The sequence below is a fragment of the Paractinoplanes deccanensis genome, from assembly GCF_016862115.1.
In the GTDB taxonomy this organism is placed as follows: Bacteria; Actinomycetota; Actinomycetes; order Mycobacteriales; family Micromonosporaceae; genus Actinoplanes; species Actinoplanes deccanensis.
The window spans coordinates 43,833-61,159 of the sequence record NZ_BOMI01000192.1 but is presented as its reverse complement, the minus strand read 5'-3'; the positions used below and the strand labels follow the sequence as shown (position 1 = coordinate 61,159).

General features: G+C 74.3%; 15 protein-coding genes. 14 read left to right on the top strand and 1 reads right to left on the bottom strand.

The annotated features are described in order from the left end of the window. The 3 genes from Ade02nite_RS51025 to Ade02nite_RS45725 form a co-directional block, all read left to right on the top strand. Window positions 1–1,767, top strand: a 1,767-nt coding sequence (locus Ade02nite_RS51025; protein ID WP_438871025.1) for a tetratricopeptide repeat protein, incomplete at its 5' end; no start/stop codon positions are given. Next, window positions 1,764–2,768 carry an HAD-IIA family hydrolase gene (locus Ade02nite_RS45730; RefSeq protein ID WP_203777700.1) on the top strand — a complete coding sequence of 335 codons (1,005 nt, stop codon included), beginning with the start codon at window positions 1,764–1,766 and terminating at the stop codon, window positions 2,766–2,768. The genes Ade02nite_RS51025 and Ade02nite_RS45730, both read left to right, overlap by 4 nt. Before the next feature lie 83 nt (window positions 2,769–2,851). Next, complete coding sequence (locus Ade02nite_RS45725; RefSeq protein ID WP_203777699.1) at window positions 2,852–3,478, top strand: flavin reductase family protein; 627 nt, start codon at window positions 2,852–2,854, stop codon at window positions 3,476–3,478. A 23-nt stretch (window positions 3,479–3,501) separates the two neighbouring features. On the opposite strand, the gene Ade02nite_RS45720 is transcribed toward Ade02nite_RS45725, so the two are convergent. After that, on the bottom strand, window positions 3,502–3,837 hold the full coding sequence (locus Ade02nite_RS45720; RefSeq protein ID WP_203777698.1) for an SCP2 sterol-binding domain-containing protein: 336 nt from the start codon (window positions 3,835–3,837) through the stop codon (window positions 3,502–3,504). A 109-nt stretch (window positions 3,838–3,946) separates the two neighbouring features. On the opposite strand from Ade02nite_RS45720, the gene Ade02nite_RS45715 reads away from it, so the two are divergent. From Ade02nite_RS45715 to Ade02nite_RS45660, 11 genes are all read left to right on the top strand, one after another. Continuing rightward, the gene (locus Ade02nite_RS45715; protein WP_203777697.1) at window positions 3,947–5,044 is read left to right on the top strand and encodes a hypothetical protein; all 1,098 of its coding nucleotides are present in this window, start codon (window positions 3,947–3,949) and stop codon (window positions 5,042–5,044) included. Between the two features lie 4 nt (window positions 5,045–5,048). Then, window positions 5,049–5,321, top strand: a complete 273-nt coding sequence (locus Ade02nite_RS45710; protein WP_203777696.1) for a hypothetical protein — start codon at window positions 5,049–5,051, stop codon at window positions 5,319–5,321. Between the two features lie 34 nt (window positions 5,322–5,355). Continuing rightward, entirely contained in the window at window positions 5,356–6,231 is an 876-nt protein-coding gene (locus Ade02nite_RS45705; protein ID WP_203777695.1) for a TlyA family RNA methyltransferase, read from the top strand. Continuing rightward, window positions 6,228–7,115 carry an NAD kinase gene (locus Ade02nite_RS45700; RefSeq protein WP_203777694.1) on the top strand — a complete coding sequence of 296 codons (888 nt, stop codon included), beginning with the start codon at window positions 6,228–6,230 and terminating at the stop codon, window positions 7,113–7,115. Before Ade02nite_RS45705 ends, Ade02nite_RS45700 begins: the two co-directional genes overlap by 4 nt. A 43-nt stretch (window positions 7,116–7,158) precedes the next feature. Next, window positions 7,159–8,907 carry a DNA repair protein RecN gene (gene recN, locus Ade02nite_RS45695; protein ID WP_203777693.1) on the top strand — a complete coding sequence of 583 codons (1,749 nt, stop codon included), beginning with the start codon at window positions 7,159–7,161 and terminating at the stop codon, window positions 8,905–8,907. 88 nt (window positions 8,908–8,995) lie between these two features. Beyond that, window positions 8,996–10,174, top strand: coding sequence for a putative cytokinetic ring protein SteA (steA, locus tag Ade02nite_RS45690; protein ID WP_203777692.1), 1,179 nt, complete (start codon window positions 8,996–8,998; stop codon window positions 10,172–10,174). Between the two features lie 21 nt (window positions 10,175–10,195). Further along, window positions 10,196–11,140, top strand: a complete 945-nt coding sequence (locus Ade02nite_RS45685) for a copper transporter (RefSeq protein ID WP_203777691.1) — start codon at window positions 10,196–10,198, stop codon at window positions 11,138–11,140. Window positions 11,141–11,165: 25 nt separating this feature from the next. Continuing rightward, entirely contained in the window at window positions 11,166–12,005 is an 840-nt protein-coding gene (locus Ade02nite_RS45680; RefSeq protein WP_203777690.1) for a hypothetical protein, read from the top strand. Next, window positions 12,002–13,582: a murein biosynthesis integral membrane protein MurJ gene (murJ, locus tag Ade02nite_RS45675; RefSeq protein WP_203777689.1), complete on the top strand. Its 1,581-nt coding sequence runs from the start codon at window positions 12,002–12,004 to the stop codon at window positions 13,580–13,582. Before Ade02nite_RS45680 ends, murJ begins: the two co-directional genes overlap by 4 nt. A 300-nt stretch (window positions 13,583–13,882) precedes the next feature. Next, window positions 13,883–15,001 (top strand): glycosyltransferase family 4 protein, encoded by a 1,119-nt coding sequence (locus Ade02nite_RS45665; protein ID WP_203777688.1) that lies wholly within the window; start codon window positions 13,883–13,885, stop codon window positions 14,999–15,001. Then, window positions 14,998–17,202, top strand: a complete 2,205-nt coding sequence (locus Ade02nite_RS45660; protein WP_203777687.1) for a hypothetical protein — start codon at window positions 14,998–15,000, stop codon at window positions 17,200–17,202. Before Ade02nite_RS45665 ends, Ade02nite_RS45660 begins: the two co-directional genes overlap by 4 nt. The last annotated feature ends 125 nt before the right edge of the window (window positions 17,203–17,327 follow it).

Sequence of the window (17,327 nt, the reverse complement as noted above, 5' to 3'; positions counted from 1 at the left end):
GGCTTCCGGGGCGACCGTGAGCGGCCGTCGTACCAGGACCGGGGTGACCGCGGCGGGTTCCGTGGCGGCGACCGTGACCGGCCCTCCTACCAGGACCGGGGTGGCGACCGTGACCGGGGCGGCTACCAGGACCGCGACCGTGGCGGCTTCCGGGGTGACCGGGACGGCCGCGGGCCGCGCTCCAGCTACCAGGGTGACCGTGGTGGGTTCCGGGGCGACCGTGAGCGCCCGTCGTACCAGGACCGGGGCGACCGCGGCGGGTTCCGTGGCGGCGACCGCGACCGGCCCTCGTACCAGGACCGGGGCGGCTACCCGGGTGGCGGCGACCGGCCGGGCAACCGGAGCGGTGGCTTCCGCGGCGACCGTCCGCAGGGTGACCGTCCGTACGGCGACCGGCCCCAGCGCGATCGGGGTGACCGTCCCCAGGGCGGCTTCCGTGGCGACCGTCCCCAGGGTGGCGGCTTCCGGGGTGACCGTGAGCGGCCGTCGTACCAGGACCGGGGTGACCGCGGCGGATTCCGGGACGATCGGGGTCCGCGGGACGGCGGATTCCGGGACCGGGACGACCGTGGGCCGGCGCGTGACGAGCGCGGCGGCGACGAGCAGCAGTCGTTCCAGGCGCCCGAGATCCCCGAGGAGATCCAGGCGAGCGACCTCGACCAGGAGGTGCGCGCCGAGCTCGTCTCGCTGGCGCGCGACGTCTCCGACAGGGTCGCGCGGCACCTCGTCGCGGCGGGTCAGATCATCGACGAGGACTCCGAGCTCGCGCTTCAGCACGCGATCGCGGCCCGCCGGCTGGCGTCGCGCATCGCCGTGGTGCGGGAGGCGGTCGGTCTGGCCGCGTACGCGGCGGGTGACTGGACGACGGCGATCGCGGAGCTTCGCACGTACCACCGCATGACGGGTCGTCAGACGCACCTCGCGGAGCTTGCCGACTGCGAGCGCGCGCTGGGCCGTCCCGAGCGGGCGATCGACCTGTACCGCGGCGCCGACGTCGACAAGATGGACAAGTCGGGCGCGATCGAGCTGCTGATCGTGGCGGCGGGCGCCCGGGGCGACCTGGGCCAGCACGACGCCGCGGTGGCGATGCTCCAGGTGCGCGAGCTGACCAGCGACGACGACGCCGAGTGGGCCGCGCGCCTGCGGTACACGTACGCCGACGCCCTGCTCGCCGGGGGCCGTCGCGAGGAGGCGCGGGAGTGGTTCGCCCGGGCCGCCGCCGTCGACGACGACCAGCTCACCGACGCCGCGGAGCGCCTGCTCGAGCTCGACGGGGTCACCATCGAGGGCGACGAGCCCGAGGACGAGGATGCCCGGGACGGCGCCGACGTCCGCGACGACGCTTCCGACGTCCGCGACGACGAGGACGAGGACGAGGCTTCCGACGTTCGTGACGACGTTCGCGACGACTACGACGACGAGGACGAGGACGACGCTTCCGACGTTCGTGACGACGTTCGTGACGACTACGACGACGAGGACGAGGACCTCGACGACGAGGAGGACGCGCGGGACTCGTACGACGGCGACGACGAGTTCGACGAGGACGACGAGGACCTCGACGCCGACGCCGACGTCGCGGCGAAGGCCGACGACTACGACGACGCCGACGCTGACGACGACGAGGACGAGGACGACGAGCCGGTCGCCGTCGCCGAGACCGACGTGAACACCGACCCGGTGGAGAAGCCCGCCCCGGGCGACGTCCCGCCGGTCAGCTTCTCGGCGGGCGACACGGACGGCGAGCCGAAGAAGCCGCAGGGGTGAGCGACCACCTCGCGGCCGGCTACGACCTGGTCGTCTTCGACCTGGACGGCGTCGTCTACCTCATCGACGAGCCGATCGACGGCGCACCCGAGGCCATCGGGCGCCTGCGGGCCGCGAGGACCCCTGTCGCGTACGCGACGAACAACGCGTCACGCCGCGCCGCCGACGTGGCCGGCGCACTCACCCGCATGGGCGTGCCCGCCGAGCCGGCCGAGGTTCTCACCTCGGCCGGCGCCGCGGCCGCCCTTCTCGCCGAGAAGCTGCCCCAGGGCTCCCCGGTGCTGGTGGTGGGGGCCGACGCCCTGCGTGCCGAGGTGCGCGACGCGGGCCTGGTGCCCGTCGAGAAGTCCGAGGACGAGCCGGCCGCCGTGGTCCAGGGTTACGGCCCCGAGGTCGGCTGGCGCGTGCTAGCCGAGGCCGCCCTCGCGGTCCGGGCCGGCGCGCTGTGGGTGGCCACGAACACCGACCGCACGCTGCCCAGCCCGCGCGGCCCGCTGCCCGGCAACGGCTCGCTCGTCGCGGTCCTCCGCACGGCCTTGGACCGCGACCCCGACCTGGTCGTGGGCAAACCGGAGCCGGCCCTCTTCACCACCGCCGCGGCCCAGTCCCGGGCGAGCCACCCGCTGGTCGTCGGGGACCGCCTGGACACCGACATCCAGGGCGCCGTCACAGCGGGCATGGACAGCCTCCTGGTCCTCACCGGCGTCAGCACCCCCGCCGATCTGCTGGCCGCCGCCCCGGAGCGCCGCCCCACCTTCGTCGCCGCCGACCTGGCCGGCCTGTTCCGTCCCGCCGACGAGCTACGCGTCCCGCTGGAAGCCGGCGAGTCCGGCGGCTGGACCGTGACCCGCGACCCCGGCACCACCACCTTGAGCGGCGCAGGCGACCCGGTGACGGCGTTGCGGCTCCTGTGCGCCGCGACGTGGAACGGCGTCCCGCTGCCGGCGTTGCGGGCCGGCTCACCCGAGGCCCGCGACCTGTTCCGGGCCTGGGGCCGGTAACCGCACGCGAGGTCCGAAAGCCGCCAGCAATGGCCTGTGGTGGCGGGCGAGCATGGAGTCCTCAGCGATGCGGGAGGCTCTCGATGCATGTTGTGCCTGGTCTCAAGGTTCTCTACTTCGGCACGCCGGTGGTGCTGATCAGCACGCTCAACCCCGACGGGTCGGCGAATCTGGCTCCCATGTCGTCGGCGTGGTGGCTGGGGCAGACGGCGATGCTCGGCATGGGGGATCGGAGTCAGACGGCGGCCAATCTGGCTCGGGAGCGGGAGTGTGTGCTCAGCCTGCCCTCGTCCGCGATGGTGCCGGCGGTGGATCGGATCGCGATGACGACGGGCCGGCAGGACGTGCCCGAGGGGAAGCGGGCGCAGGGCTACCGCTACGTGGCCGACAAGTTCGGGCTGGCGGGGTTGAGCCCGCAGGCGTCCGAGCTGGTGGCGCCGCCGCGGGTGGCCGAGTGCCCGGTTCATCTCGAGTGCCGGGTGACCGGGATGCATCCGCTGACCGAGCCGGGGCTGCGGGCCACCGGGTATCAGGTCGAGGTGCTCCGGGCGCACGTCGACGAGGATCTGATCGTTCCCGGGACGGCGCACGTCGACGCGATGCGGTGGGATCCGCTGATCATGAAGTTCACCGAGTTCTTCGGTGGTGGCGTCAACGTGCATCCGTCCCGGCTGGCGCGTGGCTGGCGGATGCCGGCGCTACGCGGGTGACCACAGGGGATCGGCGGGTCTCGTCACAGCAGCTTGCGGAGCTTGAGCAGGTCGAACGGGTTGGCCTTGATCTGGATCTGGCGGGAGGCGATCGCGCGGGTCACGTCGAGGCGGCCGTTCAGCAGGGCCAGCAGGTCGTCGCTCGCGGCGGTGAGGGCGATCTTGGCCTTGGGGTCGTCGCCGTCGGCGATGTCGATCAGGCGGCCGCCGGTGAGGCGGCCGTGGAAGGCCGTCCCGAGGTCGGGGACGCGGCACGCGAGCGTGCGGTCGAAGTCGAGCTTGCCCTGGGTCTCGGCGTTGTGATCGAGCTTCGCCGCCAGGGCGTGCAAAGCGTCTCGGCACTCGTCCACGGTGGCCATCTGGAACCCTTCCTCGCGACACCCGGTCCGCGAACCGGACCGTACCTCACGAAGTCTCCCCGACCTCCCGGTAGCGTTGCACCCGACGAGCCGCGAGAGGAGCGGAAAAATGCCGGACGCATGGCGGGCGTATCTGGACCTTGCCCTCGGGTTGACCGAGGCGCCCCGCAAACGCGCCGAAAAGGTGGCGGGCCGACTGGTCAGCAAGGGCGGCGCGACAGCCGCGCAGCTGCAGGGGCTGGTCGACGATCTGCTGTCGGCCGGTGTGGCCAACCGTGAGGCGCTGACAAACATCGTGCGGTACGAGGTGGAGCGCGCCCTCGGCGTCGTCGGCCTCGCGACCGCCGAGGAGGTCACCGAGCTGAACGCGCGGGTCAAGGACCTCGAGGAGCAGCTGCGCGACGCCGAGTCCCGCGCGTCCGGCGACGGCGTGGGCGGCGGGGCGACGGGCGGCACCCGGATCGAGCAGCCCGCACCGACACCGCGCAAGGTCGCGAAGAAGGCCGCCAAGAAGGCCGCGCCGAACGCGATGCCGTCGGCGGGCACCACGCCGGCCGCGCCGCTCGCCAACACGGCCCGCGTGGGTGAGACGCCCGCGAAGAAGGCCGTCGCCAAGAAGGCTCTGGCCAAGAAGGTGGCGCCGTCGGAGACCGCGACGGCGGGGGCCACGCCGGTCGGGTCGGCGAAGCGGGCCGCGATCGCGGAGTCGACGCCGGGTTCGCCCGCCAAGAACGCGAACAACGCGGCGGAGACCACTCCGGGCAAGCCGGCGAAGAAGGCTGTCGCCAAGAAGGCTCTCGCGAAGAAGGCCGTGGCCAAGAAGGTCGCGCCGTCCGAGACCGCGACGGCCGGCGCCACGCCGGTCGGGTCGGCGAAGCGGGCCGCGATCGCGGAGCCGACGCCGGGTTCGCCCGCCAAGAACGCGGACAACGCGGCGGAGACCACTCCGGGCACACCGGCGAGGAAGGCTGTCGCCAAGAAGGCCGCGGCCGCGGAGGCCGTCCCGAGCGCGCCGCTGCGCAAGGCGGCGAAGAAGGCCGTCGCCAAGAAGACGGCCGCGAAGAAGGCGGAGCCGCCGGTTCCGGCCGGCACGGCCGAGGCGCCCACCGCCGCGGTGCGCGACGCCGCCGCGGAGACCGTGGTGCCGCCACTGAGCGCGCCGCAGACCGCCGCCCCCACCGAGAACAAGCCCGCCGGGGAGGCCTGAGCCGATGACGTTCCCCTTCAAGCCGGGCCCACCGCCGGGCGGCTTCCGCCCGGGGCCGCCGCCCGCCCACCGGCCGGCGCCGGTGCCGCACGAGCAGCCGGTGGAGGCGTTCGCCGAGGCGAGCGGCCAGATCGTGCAGGAGACGGGACATCCGGCCGTCGACGCGGTGCTGAAGGCGCTGGAGAACGCGTCCCGGCTCGCGCCGGCCGAGCAGATCGCCGAGTACGAGGCGGCGCACCAGGTCTTCCAGGAGACGCTGGCGAGCATCGACCGGTGAGCGCGGCCGTGTCCCGTACGGATGAGGGAATCTGATGGCCCGGAGAGCTCGACTCGACGCCGAGCTGGTGCGGCGCAAGCTGGCCCGCTCGCGGGAGCAGGCCGCCGCGCTGGTGGAGGCGGGCCGGGTGCAGGTGCGGGGGACCGTCGCGCGCAAGGTGGCCGCGATGGTCGACCCCGCCGATCCGGTGCTGGTCACCGGGGAGGACCCCGCCACCGAGTACGTGTCGCGCGGCGGCCACAAGCTGGCCGGCGCGCTCGACGCGTTCGGCAGGGACGGTCTGACCGTGACCGGGCGGCGCTGCCTCGACGCCGGCGCGTCCACCGGCGGCTTCACCGACGTGCTGCTGCGCGCGGGCGCGGCGCGGGTCGTGGCCGTGGACGTCGGCTACGGGCAGCTCGCCTGGCCGATCCGCAACGACGAGCGGGTGGACGTCTTCGAGCGCACCAACGTGCGCACCCTCACGCCCGACGTCATCGGCGGGCCGGTGGATCTCACCGTGGCCGACCTGTCGTTCATCTCGTTGCGGCTCGTGCTGCCCGCCCTGACCGCGTGCACGCGGGCGGACGGCGATCTCGCGCTGATGGTCAAGCCGCAGTTCGAGGTCGGCAAGGAGCGGGTGGGCGCGGGCGGTGTCGTCCGGGACTGGCAGCTGCGCGCCGAGGCGGTGCTGGACGTCGCCGCGGCCGCCGCCGGGCTGGGGCTCGGCGTGCGCGGGGTGACCGCGAGCCCGCTGCCGGGGCCGAGCGGCAACGTCGAGTTCTTCGTGTGGTTCCGGCGGGACGCGCCGCCCGCCGATCGTGCGGAGATCGAACGAGTGGTCGCCGCCGGGCCCATGATCGGAGTAGCTTCGCACGCGCCGGAGCAGCCGTCGGAGCCCGCGCCGGCCGCCCCCTTGGAGGACACATGACGCGCTCGGCCCTGCTGGTCACGCACACCGGCCGGCGGCAGAGCACCCAGCACGCGCGGTCCGTGGCGCTGGACCTGGTCGCGGCGGGATTCGAGGTCCGGGTGATCGCCGAGGAGGTGGCCGATCTCGATCTGCCGCCCGGGGTGACGCCGGTGAGCGGGCCCGCGGCGGCCGAGGGCGTCGAGATCGTGCTGGCGCTCGGCGGTGACGGCACGTTTCTGCGCGCGGCCGAGCTGGCCCGCCCGGTGAAGGCGCCGCTGCTCGGCATCAACCTCGGCAAGGTCGGCTTCCTGGCCGAGGCCGAGATCGAGCACATCGACCAGGCGGTCAAGGACGTCGTCGACGGCACGTACAAGGTGGACGAGCGGCTCACGCTGGACGTGCGGGCCGAGTACGACGGCCGGCTGATCGCCGAGTCGTGGGCGCTGAACGAGGTGAGCGTCGAGAAGGGGCAGCGGGCGCAGATGCTCGAGCTCCTCGTCGACGTGGACGGCCGGCCGCTCGCCCGGTACGGATGCGACGGTGTGGTGTGCGCCACTCCGACGGGCTCGACGGCGTACGCGTTCTCCGGCGGCGGCCCGGTGGTGTGGCCCGAGGTCGAGGCCCTGCTGCTCGTGCCGATCAGCGCGCACGCCCTGTTCAGCAAGCCGCTGGTCACCGCGCCGACGTCGTCGTTCGCCCTGACCGTCGACCCGTACACGTCGTTCGCCGTGCTCTGCTGCGACGGGCGCCGCACGTGGGACCTGCCGCCGGGCGCGAAGGTCACCGTCGAGCGCGGTCAGCTCCCCGTACGGCTGGTCAGGCTCGCACCCAGGCCATTCACCGACGTTCTCGTCGCCAAGTTCGCCCTTCCCGTGGAGGGCTGGCGCGGCAATCGCCGGTAACCGCAGTGGGCGATTGTCGGTGGGGACCGATACTGTCTGCCGTGTGCTGGAGGAACTGCGCATCACGGGGCTCGGTGTCATCGATGACACGACCCTGCGGCTGACGGCGGGCATGAACGTCATCACCGGCGAGACCGGTGCCGGCAAGACGATGGTGGTGACCGGCCTGGGCCTGCTCTTCGGCGGCCGGGCCGACGCGGGCCGGGTGCGCGCCGACCCGGGCCGGGCGGTCGTCGAGGGCCGCCTGCGGCTCGCCGGCAAGCTCGCCGACGAGGTGCGCGAGCGCATCACCGAGGCCGGCGCCGAGGTCGACGACGACGGCTCGGTGCTGCTCAGCCGCACGGTGACGATCGAGGGCCGGTCCCGCGCCCACGTCGGCGGCCGCAGCATGCCGGTGTCCATGCTGACCGACATCGGTGAGCGGGTGCTGGCCGTGCACGGCCAGTCCGACCAGCTGCGCCTGCTGCGCCCGGCCGAGCAGCGCGCCGCGCTCGACCGGTTCGCCGGCGCCGAGCACGAGAAGCTTCTGGAGACCTACCGTGAGGCGTACGGCCGCTGGCGTGCCGTCGTCGACGACCTGGCCGACCGGCGGCGCAACGCGCGCGACCGCGCCCAGGAGGCCGACCTGCTCAAGCTCGGCCTCGACGAGATCAGCCGGGTCGACCCGCAGCCGGGCGAGGACGAGGAGCTGCGCGCCGAGGTGCAGCGTCTCGAGCACGCCGAGGGCCTGCGGGTGGCCGCGACGATCGCCGCGCAGGCGCTGGCCGGCGGCGTCGAGGTGAGCGACGAGACGCCCGACGCGACCCAGCTGCTGGGCACCGCGCGGCGCACGCTGGAGGCGCAGGCCCAGGTCGACACGTCGCTGGGCGAGCTGGCCGGGCGCATCGAGGAGGCCGCCACCCTGGTGGGCGACGTGGCGTCCGAGCTGTCGGCCTACCTGGGCACGCTCGACGCCGACCCGGCCCGGCTGGAGCAGATCTACGAGCGGCGGGCCGCCCTGCGCAGCCTCACCCGCAAATACGCCGACGACGTCGAGGGCGTCATCGCCTGGGCCGAGAACGCGCGCACCCGGCTGTCGCAGCTCGACTCCTCCGACGAGCTGCTGGAGGAGCTCGACAAGGAGCGCCAGCGGCTCGCCACCCAGGTCGGCGAGCTGGCCGGGCGGCTGACCGCGGCCCGCTCCGAGGCGGCCGGCCGCTTCTCCGAGGCGGTCAGCGTCGAGCTGGCCGGCCTCGCCATGCCGCACGCGCGGGTCGAGGTCGCCGTGGTGCCGCGCACCGCCGGCAAGGAGGAGCCCAGCGTCGGCGACCTCGCCGTCGGGCCGGACGGCGCCGACGAGGTCGAGCTGCGGCTGCTGGCCCATCCCGGGGCCCCGTCGCTGCCATTGCAGAAGGGCGCGTCCGGCGGTGAGCTCTCCCGGGTGATGCTGGCGATCGAGGTGGTCTTCGCGGGCGCCGGCGGCCCCGAGACGCTGGTCTTCGACGAGGTCGACGCGGGCGTGGGCGGTCAGGCGGCGGTCGAGATCGGCCGGCGGCTGGCGCGTCTGGCCCGCACCCACCAGGTGCTGGTCGTCACCCACCTGCCTCAGGTGGCGGCGTTCGCCGACCGTCACCTGGTGGTCGCCAAGGACACCGGCGGGGCCATCACGACCAGCGGCGTGCGGGTGGTCGAGGAGACCGAGCGGGCGCGCGAGCTGTCCCGCATGCTGGCCGGTCTGCCCGATTCCGACCTCGGCATCGCGCATGCCGAGGAGTTGCTGGCGGTGGCCGGTCGCGAGAAGGTCGGCCGGTAGGAACGAGCGGGGCGTTATGCCCCTTTTGTGGGTGAGATCGCGCATGTCGCGTGCCAGGCGCGTGATCCGGCATGTCAGGATGGCCGTGATGCGACTTCCCACCTTGCGCCGAACCCGGAGCACCGATCCCGAGGCGATCACCGGCACCGCCCGGCTCGACCGGCGCACCAAGCGCCTGACCGGGCGGCTGCGCCCGGGCGAGATCGCCGTGATCGACCACGTCGACATCGACCGGGTGGCGGCCGACGCGCTCGTCGCCGTCGGCGTCAAGGTGGTGCTCAACGCGAAGCCGTCGATCTCGGGCCGCTACCCGAACCTCGGCCCCGAGGTGCTGATCAAGAACGGCGTGCTGCTCATCGACGACCTCGGCGAGGAGGTCTTCGAGCGGCTGCACGAGGGCGACCAGATCGTCATCGACGGTGACACCGTGCTGCTCGACGGCGAGGCCGTGGCCACCGGCGTGCGGCAGGACACCGAGACGGTCGCGCGCTCGATGGCCGACGCCCGCGAGGGCCTGTCCGTGCAGCTCGAGGCGTTCGCCGCCAACACCATGGACTACCTCAAGCAGGAGCGCGACCTGCTGCTCGACGGCGTCGGCGTGCCGGACGTGCGCACCCGCATCGCCGGGCGGCACGTGCTGATCGTCGTGCGCGGCTACGACTACAAGGACGACCTCGACGTCCTGCGCCCGTACATCCACGAGTACAAGCCGGTGCTCATCGGGGTGGACGGCGGCGCGGACGCGCTGGTCGAGTCGGGCTACACCCCCGACATGATCATCGGGGACATGGACTCGGTCACCGACGACGTGCTGCGCTGCGGCGCCGAGGTGGTCGTCCACGCGTACCCCGACGGGCGCGCCCCGGGCCTCGAGCGGGTGCACAAGCTCGACGTGCCCGCGCTGACCTTCCCGGCCGCGGCCACCAGCGAAGACCTGGCGATGCTGCTCGCCGACGAGAAGGGCGCGACGCTGATCGTCGCCGTCGGCACCCACGCCAACCTGGTCGAGTTCCTCGACAAGGGCCGCGGCGGCATGGCCTCGACGTTCCTCACCCGGCTCAAGGTCGGCGGCAAGCTCGTCGACGCCAAGGGCGTGAGCCGCCTCTACCGGCAGGGCATCTCCGGCTCGGCGCTGCTGCTCCTGGTGCTCTCGGCCCTGGCGGCCATGGCGTCGGCGGTCGCCGTGTCGACGATCGGCAAGGCGTACCTCACCGTGGTTTCCGAGTGGTGGGACAATCTGGTTTTCCAGCTCGGTCACCTCTTCTAGCCGATCTCCGGGGTCTTCGTCGTGATCAACTTTCGGTACCACGTGGTGTCGCTCACCGCGGTCTTCCTGGCCCTGGCCATCGGCCTGGTCGTGGGCACCGCCGCGCTCAACGGCCCGGTCGCCGAAAACCTCAAGAGCCAGATCACCGCGCTCAACAAGGACAACAGCAACAAGCGCGACCAGATCAACCAGTACCGCGAAGAGATCAACCGCAGCCAGGAGTTCGCCACCGAGATCGCGCCGGCGCTGCTCAACGGCAAGCTCACCGGCCGCAAGCTCGCCATCGTGGTGCTGCCGGGCACGGGTACGGGCGACAACGCGGACGCCATCGCGCAGATGCTCACCATCGCCGGCGCCACGATCACCGCGCGGGTGAACGTTCAGGACAAGTTCTTCGATCCCGCGGTCGAGGTGGAGCTGCTCGACCTGGCGAGCCAGTCGTCGCAGCCGACCATCTCGACCGAGGTCCTGCCGCTCAACAGCGACGGCGTCGAGACGGCCAGCGCGCAGCTCGCGCTCACGCTGCTGCAGCGCACCGGCGGCACGCAGCCGGCGGCCGGCGACGTGACGGCCGTGCTCACCGCGTACTCCGACCAGGGCTACATCAAGGTCGACGACAAGGCCGTGGGCGGCGCCGAGGGCGTCGTGATGGTCTCCGGCGAGCCGCCCGTCGACAAGGACGCGGCCAAGCGCAGCCAGTCGGCGCTGACCATGGCCGACCAGTTCAGCGGCGACGACCGCCCGCTGGTCGTGGCCGGGGCCGGCGTGGGCGACGGCAACCTCATCTCCGAGGTGCGCGGCGACCCGACGCTGGTCAAGCAGATCTCCACGGTGGACAACGCGAGCACCACCGACGGGCAGGTCGCGACCGGCCTCGCCACGGTCGAGCGGGTGGTGCAGGGCAAGGTCGGCCAGTACGGTCTCGCCGCCGGCGCCTCGTCGCTGGTGCCGAAGGCGGCGTCGTAGCGGCCGGTCACTAAACTCCCCAGCCATGGCCACTGGAGTCCTCAGGTCGTTCAGCGCCGGCGCGGCCGTCGCTCGCGCCGCCCTCGCCTGGATCCGCCGCGACCCCAAGGCGCCCGCCCTGGAGCGCACGAACTTCCACGGGCGCACGGTCACGCTGGCCGGCGGCCCGGCCCTGGCGCTCGGCGCGACCACCGCCGCCGCGCTCGGCGCCCGCGACGGCCGGTCCGCCGCGGCCGCGCTGACGGCGGGTGCCGTGGCGGGCGGCGTGGGCTTCTACGACGACGTCGTCGGCAACCGCCCCGAGCAAAAGGTGTTCAAGGGCTTCGCCGGCCACCTCGGCGCGCTGCGCGAGGGCATGGTCACCAGCGGCCTCGTGAAGATCGCCGGGGTGGGCGCGGGCGCCCTGGTGGCGAGCGCGCTGATCGGCAGCGAGCGCCGCGGCCGCCTCGGCCGCACGGCCGACGTGCTGCTCGGCGCCGGGGTCATCGCCGGCACCGCCAACCTGGTCAACCTGCTCGACCTGCGCCCGGGCCGGGCGATCAAGGCGGCTGCGGTCATCGGCGCGCCGCTCGCGCTCGGCAAGGGCGGCGGCATCGCGGCGGGCACGCTCGGCGCGGCCTCCGGCGTGGTCGCCGAGGACCTCGGCGAAGAGATCATGCTCGGCGACGCCGGGGCCAACGCGCTGGGCGCGCTGCTCGGCGTGGCCCTCATCTCGCGCACCGGCCCGGCGGGCCGCGCGGCCGCGCTCACGGTCCTCGCGTCGCTCACCGCGGCCAGCGAAAAGGTCAGCTTCACGCAGGTCATCCAGGACACGCCGTGGCTGCGCTACCTCGACGAGCTGGGCCGCCGCCCCGCGCAACCGTGACGGTCCGGCCGGCGGCGAGGATCGCCGGGGCCGCCGCGCTGATCACCGTCCTCACGGTGGTGGCGCGGATCGCCGGGTTCGGGCGCACCTTCGTCTTCCTGCACACGGTCGGGCACGGCCCGCTCGGCGACATCTACAACGCCGCCAACACGATCCCGAACATCGTCTTCGAGCTGGTCGCGGGCGGCGCGCTGGCGAGCCTGGTGGTGCCGCTGCTCGCCGGGCACGTGGCGGCCGGCGACCGGCGGCGCGTCGACGAGGTGGCCTCCGCGCTGCTGACCTGGGTGCTCGTGCTGCTGGTGCCGCTGGCGGTGCTGGTCGCGCTGCTCGCGGGGCCGATCGCGGCGCTCTTGCCGGACGTGCCGCCGCAGCACCAGGAGACGGCGGCGAGCATGCTGCGGGTCTTCGCACCCCAGCTGCCGCTGTACGGCATCGGGATCGTGCTCACCGGCGTGCTCCAAGCTCACCACCGGTTCGCGTGGCCGGCGATCGCGCCGCTGCTGTCGAGCGTGACCGTGATGAGCGCCTACCTGACGTACGCGGTGGCCGACGGCGCCCGGACCGACTTCGCCGGGCTGACGCGCGCCGGCGAGCTGACGTTGTCGGTGGGGACCACGGCGGGCGTGGTGGTGCTGGCGCTGTGCCTGCTCATCCCGCTGCGCAAGCTGCGCCTGCGGCTGCGGCCCGCGCTGCGCTTCCCGGGCGGCGAGGGCCGGCAGGCCGTACGGCTGGGCTGGGCCGGCGCGGTCACCGTGGGCTCCCAGCAGGTCATGACCGTCGTGGTGATCGCGCTCGCGGCCGGGGGCGGGCTCACGCTCTACAACGCCGCCCAGACGGTCTTCCTGCTGCCGTGGGCGGTGCTCGCGGTGCCCGTGGCCACGGCCGTGTACCCGTCGCTGGCGGCCGCCGCCTCGACCGGGGACGACGACGGCTATCGGCGCTCGCTGTCCGGCGCGGCCCGCTCGGTGATGCTGCTGGCCGGGCTCGGGGCGGCCGCGCTGATCGCGCTCGCCGGGCCGATCGCCTATCTGACCGGCGCCGCTCCGGCATCTTCCGGAATTGTCGGATTTGCGCCGGGACTGCTGGGGTACGCGCTCTTCGCGCTGCTGTCGCGGGCGCTCTACGCGCGCGGGGCGACGGTGGCCGCGGCCTGGTCCACGGCCGCGGGCTGGTTGGTGGCCGCGGTCGCAGCGCTCGCGCTGGCCGGCCTCGGCGACTCCCGCCAGGTGCTCGGCCTCGGGCTGGCGAACACGATCGGCATGACCGTGATCGGCGTGTTGCTGATCCTCGCGGTGTGGCGGGTCGCGGGGCGTGATGCGCTCTCCGGGCTTCCCCGAGCCGCCGCTGTGGCGGTCGTGGGCGGTGGCGTGGCGGCGCTCGCCGGGTGGGGCGTGGTGTTCGGAATCGGACGGCTTTTCGGCACGACCCCGACAGTCGCCGGGAGCATCGTGCAAGGCATGCTTGGTGGGCTCGTCGTGCTCGCCGTGTTCCTCGCGGTCGCCTATCCGGCGGCCCGGCGCGACCTGGCGCCCTTCGCGGCCACGCTGACTCGGCGCTTGCGGCGCGGCCGGAAGTGAGGGCGCGGCCGGAAGTGAGGGCGCGGCCGGAAGTGAGGGCGCGGCCGGAAGTGAGGGCGCGGCCGGAAGTCAGGGCGCGGCCGGAAGTCAGGGCGCGGCCGGAAGTCAGGGCGCGGCCGGCGGCGATGGCGTGGGCCGGAGGCGAGCGCGGGATCTTCGCGGTGACGGCGCGACGAGCAGTGAGGGTGCGGCCAGGAGTGACGGCGCGGTGAGCAATGACGGCGCGGACCGTAGTGGCGGTGCGGCCAGGATTGAGGGTGCGGTGCCGGCCGGAGTGACGGCGCGGACGGAGCAGCCGGAGTGAGGGAGGGGCAGGCCGTGGGGTGGCGCGGATCGGTGGCGCTGGTGCTCGCGACGAGCACGGGCGGGGTGGGCCAGCACGTCGGGTCGCTGACCCGGGGACTGGTCGCCGCCGGGTGCGACGTGATGGTCTGCGGGCCCGCGGCGACCGACGAGCTGTTCGGCTTCGCGGCCGCGGGGGCCACGTTCGTTCCGGTGGAGATCCCGGCCAACCCGGGCGCCCAGGACGCGGGCACCGTCCGCAAGCTGCGCGGCGTGCTGAGCAGCCGCCCGATCGACGTGGTGCACGCGCACGGGCTGCGCGCCGGCTTCGTGGCCGCCGTGGCGCGCACCGGAAAGCCTCTGATCGTCACCCTGCACAACACGGTCATGGCGCGCAGGGGGCTGCGCGGGCAGGCCGCCGCCCTGGTCGAGCGGGTCGTCGCCCGCAGCGCCACGCTCACCCTCGGCGCCTCCGAGGACCTGGTCGAACGGGCCGTCGCGCTCGGCGCCCGCAACGCCCGGCTCGGCGCCGTCGCCGCGCCCACGCTCTCGCCGCCGCGCCGCACCCGGGCCGCGGTGCGCGCCGAGTTCCGGCTGCGGCCCGAGACGCCGCTGATCGTCTCGGTCGGCCGGCTCCACCCGCAGAAGCGCTACGACCTGCTCGTCGAGGCGGCCGCCCGCTGGAAGGGCCTCGACCCGGCGCCCGTGGTCGTGGTCGCCGGCTCCGGCCCCAGCTACATGTCGCTGGCCCAGCTCGCGTCCCAGCTGCACGCCCCGTTCCACCTGCTCGGCCGCCGCTCCGACGTGCCCGACCTGCTGCTCGGCGCCGACCTCGCGGTGGTCACCAGCGACTGGGAGGCGCGGCAGCTGTTCGCCCAGGAGGCCCTCGAGGCCGGCGTCCCGCTGATCACCACGGCGGTCGGCGGGCTGCCCGGCCTGGTCGGCGACGCGGCCGTGCTGATTCCGCCGGGCGACGTCGACGCGCTCGACACCGCCGTTCGCGAGATGCTGGCCGACCCCGCCAAGCGGGCCGACTACGCGGCCCGCGGCCCGCGCCGGGCGTCCACCTGGCCGGGGGAGAGCGACACCGTGGCCGACGTGCTCGCCGCGTACGCCGAAGTGACGGACCGCGGGTGAAGGCTTTCGACCGCCTCCGCCGCGTCGCGCCGCCCCGGCGCCCCGGTAGCCGCGCCTGGGTCCCGTACCTGCTGGTGGCCCTCATCGCGGTGGCGAGCCTCGCCGGGCTGGCGATCCGGCCCGGCACCACCGCGACGCCCGGCAGCGCCGACTACGTCATCGTCGCCGGTGCCGCCGGCCTGCGCTGGGACGACCTCGACCCGCAGCGCACCCCGGCGCTCTGGCAGGAGGCCACCAAGGGCTCCGTCGGCTGGCTGTCGGTGCGCTCGGCGATGAAGGTGACCTGCCCCTCCGACGGCTGGCTGACACTCGGCGCCGGCAACTACGCGGCGTGGCCCCGGGCCGGCGCCGGCAGCCAGTGCGCGCCCGCCGAGCCCGCGCTCACCCAGCCCGACAACATCGGCGCCAACGTCACCGACCAGCGCTCGGTCGTGCAGAGCAACCAGGACCGCTTCTCGTACGGGGCGACGCCCGGCGCGCTGGCCGAGTCGGTGCGCTGCACGGTCGCCGTCGGCCCGGGCGCGGCGATCGCGGCGGCCCGCCCCTTCGGCCGCGTCGACAAATACCAGCCCACGCTGCCCGCCGACCCGGCCAAGCTGCTCTCCGACTGCGTGCTCTCCTTCGTCGACCTCGGCACCGTGAGCGGCAGCGGCGCCGCCCGCGAGGCCCAGGTCGCGAAGGCCGACGCGCTGCTCGCCCGGGTGGTGGCGGCGCGCCCCGAGCGGTCGCTGCTGCTGGTCGCGGGCGTCTCCGACACCGACCGCACGTCCCGGCTGCACGTGGCGATCGCCGAGGGGGAGGGCTGGAACGGCGGCTGGCTCACCTCGGCGGGCACCGGCCGCGACGGCTACCTCCAGCTCATCGACCTCGCCCCGACGATCCTGTCGGCGCTGGGCCGCCCGGCGCCCGAGAAGCTCTTCGCCGGGCGCGCCGCCACCGTCGCCGCCGGCCGGCCCGCGGACATCACCGACGCGATGCTCGGGGCGCACAACGCCGACCTGCGCGCCAAGGCACAGAACGCGGTGGCCGGCATCTTCTTCACCGTGCTCGCCGTCGTCCAGGCGCTGCTGTTCCTCCTGCTCGTGCCCGTGATGGTGCGGGCCCGGCGGCATGCCGGTCCGCGCGGCCCGGCGCTGCCGCCCAAGCGGCTGGTCGACGTCGCCGAGCTCGCCCTGATCGCCGGCGCCCTGGCCATCCCGGCGGCGCTGCTGGCCGACGCGACGCCGTGGTGGCGTTACGGCCATCCCGCCTGGGTCTTCGGCATCGTCACGGGCGTGTTCACCGTCATCGGCACCCTGGTGATCAGGGCCTCGCCGCGCTACGGCCGCACGCTGTGGCCGATGGGCGCGGCCGCGGCGGTCGGTGCCGTCGTGGTCGGCATGGACCTGCTCACCGGCGCGCGGTTGCAGCTCAACGGGGTCGCCGGATACTCGGCGACGCAGGGCGGGCGCTACGCGGGCGTCGGCGTGGTCGGCCTCGGCGTCTTCGTGGCCGGCATGCTGGTGACGGCCGGCTGCGTGGCCCAGTGGTTCAGCAAGCCGTGGCGGCCGGTCGTGGTGGTGCTCTTCGGCGGCGTCGGCGTGGTCGTGGTCGGCAGCCCCTACCTCGGCGCCGACCCGGTCGGCGCGGTCGCGGTCACCGCCGGCGTGTGCGTGGCCGCGGCGATCAGCACGGGCGGCTGGCTGACGTTCCCGCGCTTCGCGTGGGCGGCGGTCGCTGGGCTGGCGGTCACCATCGGCTTCGCGCTGGTCGACGTCAACCGGCCGGCGGCCGAGCAGAGCAGCCTCGGCCGGCTCCTCTCCGAGCTGGCCAACGGCACCGGCGGGCCGGCGATGCAGCGGGCCGCCGCCGCGAACGGTCAGACGTTGCTCAACAGCCCGCTGACGGTCCTCGCCCTGGCCGGGGTGCTGATGCTGGCGTTCTGCCAGTTCTCGCCGTGGGGCGGGCTGAAACGCGTGTTCGGGCTCCACCCGGCGCTGCGCGCGGCCGGCGCGGGCGTGACCGTGGCGACACTCGCGGCGGGAGTGCTCAGCGGCTCGGCGCTCACGGTCGCCGGCGCCGCGGCCGCCGCCGTCGTGCCCACGGCGGTGCTGACGGCACTGCGCGTGTTGCTGCACGCGGCGGACCGTACGCGACCGGAGGGCGAAACGGACGGACCGGGCGGTCCGCTTCTGCGCGAAGATCGCGCGATGTCCGGTTGACACGCGTCACGAGCAGCCCGAACGTGCGTCGTCGTTCTCAGGTGTTACGGTGGACTCCCGTGGATGGGGCAGAAGTTGGCCCCGGTCTGCACGTCGGTTAAACAACAGGCGACCACGGGAGCAAG

Excerpts from the sequence above, each read along its gene's own strand:
- Ade02nite_RS45725 (WP_203777699.1), top strand. The coding sequence starts at position 2,852 with ATGCATGTTGTGCCTGGTCTCAAGGTTCTCTACTTCGGCACGCCGGTG.
- Ade02nite_RS45720 (WP_203777698.1), bottom strand. The coding sequence starts at position 3,837 with ATGGCCACCGTGGACGAGTGCCGAGACGCTTTGCACGCCCTGGCGGCG.
- Ade02nite_RS45715 (WP_203777697.1), top strand. The coding sequence starts at position 3,947 with ATGCCGGACGCATGGCGGGCGTATCTGGACCTTGCCCTCGGGTTGACC.
- Ade02nite_RS45710 (WP_203777696.1), top strand. The coding sequence starts at position 5,049 with ATGACGTTCCCCTTCAAGCCGGGCCCACCGCCGGGCGGCTTCCGCCCG.
- Ade02nite_RS45705 (WP_203777695.1), top strand. The coding sequence starts at position 5,356 with ATGGCCCGGAGAGCTCGACTCGACGCCGAGCTGGTGCGGCGCAAGCTG.
- Ade02nite_RS45700 (WP_203777694.1), top strand. The coding sequence starts at position 6,228 with ATGACGCGCTCGGCCCTGCTGGTCACGCACACCGGCCGGCGGCAGAGC.
- steA (WP_203777692.1), top strand. The coding sequence starts at position 8,996 with ATGCGACTTCCCACCTTGCGCCGAACCCGGAGCACCGATCCCGAGGCG.
- Ade02nite_RS45680 (WP_203777690.1), top strand. The coding sequence starts at position 11,166 with ATGGCCACTGGAGTCCTCAGGTCGTTCAGCGCCGGCGCGGCCGTCGCT.